Annotated in this window: 1 protein-coding gene; it reads right to left on the bottom strand. The window is 56.3% G+C overall.

Annotated elements, in window-relative coordinates; translation table 11 throughout:
* Window positions 1–39: 39 nt before the first annotated feature.
* Window positions 40–1,438 (bottom strand): transposase (locus HV770_RS38010; RefSeq protein WP_175166526.1); only part of this gene is annotated, 1,399 nt, incomplete at its 5' end.

Raw genomic sequence — 1,438 nt, 5'->3', positions numbered from 1 at the left:
AGCGGCAAACTTGAACGAGGCAACGATCCCCGTTGCCCGTCATGCGACTGCCTGGTTCATCTGCTTGCTTCCTGGCACTAGCCGCTTGGCCATTCTTCGCAGATTTTGCGCCGTTGCTGCCATCAGAAACTCATCATGGGCACCGCTTGGACCGCGCAGTCGCAGACGGTCCAGTTTCAAGATACGTTTGAGATGGGCGAAGAGCATTTCCACCTTCTTTCGCTCACGACAAGATCGATTGTATTCAGGCGTGTTCGCAATACGTCTCGTTTTGTCACGCGCAGCTTCATGGATGCTTCGAGCAATCTTGCGGAATGGTGTATTCGGGCAGCAGCGATCCTTCATCGAACAGTTCTCGCAGTCAAACTGGCTTGCCCGATAGATTATCGTGTCAGCCTTCGTGACTCGCGAGCGCGGATTTCTGAACTTGCGCCGATCACTGCGTAGTGCGTGCCCGGTGGGGCAACGATATTCATTGGCCAGTTCATCCCATTTGAACTCGATGCTGGACAATGTATTGTCCTTGCGTGCGGTTTTATCCCAGACCGGAACATGTGGCGCAATTTCCTTCTCTTCGATCATCCAGGCAAGCATCGCCGCTGAGCCATACGCGGTGTCGCCTGCAAGACGTCGAGGTTTGAGATCATGCCGCCGCTCAACGCGGTCAATCATCGTCCTGGTTGATTCCACTTCGTGCGACCGGTTCGCGGGCGTCGCCTCGACGTCCACGATGATCCCTGCCTGCAGGTCAATCAGATAATTGGTCGAGTAGGCGAAGAACGGCAAGCCACCCTTCGCGGCTGTCCAGCTCGCGGCGGGATCCGTCAGAGATACCCTCTTTGGCGGCTTCGATGTCTCTGCCTTCTCCGCCACTTCGGTGCTTGCCGGATTCGCTTCTTCCAATGCTTCCAGATACTCCCGCACTGCACGGCTTTGGCCCTTAACGCAACCCCAGTCGATGGGCTCAGAACCCGGAACACCGCGTACAGAGCTCGCATCGGCTCTGATGATGCTCGCGTCAATCGCGAATCCCTCACCCTTTACGAGCCCTTCGGACATGCATCGACCCACTACCGACTCGAACACATGGCGTAGCACATCGCTATCGCGGAAGCGACCGTGGCGGTTCTTGGAGAATGTCGAGTGTTCCGGTACGGCGTCCTCCAGGCTCAGGCCGCAGAACAATCGATACGCCAGATTCAGATGCACCTCTTCGCATAGCCTGCGCTCTGACCGGATGCCGAAACAGTAGCCGACGATCAACATGCGGATCATGAGCTCCGGATCAATCGATGGCCGTCCCATCGGACTGTAGTACGGTGCGAGATGCCGGCGTAGATCACTCAGATCCAGGAAGTGATCAATGCCTCTCAACAGGTGCTCGCGAGGGACGTGGTTATCAAGGTTGAACGAGTAGAAAAGTTTGTCTTGTCCGCTG

This window comes from Paraburkholderia fynbosensis, from assembly GCF_902859935.1.
Classification (GTDB): domain Bacteria; phylum Pseudomonadota; class Gammaproteobacteria; order Burkholderiales; family Burkholderiaceae; genus Paraburkholderia; species Paraburkholderia fynbosensis.
This window is presented reverse-complemented; position numbering and strand designations above follow the sequence as displayed.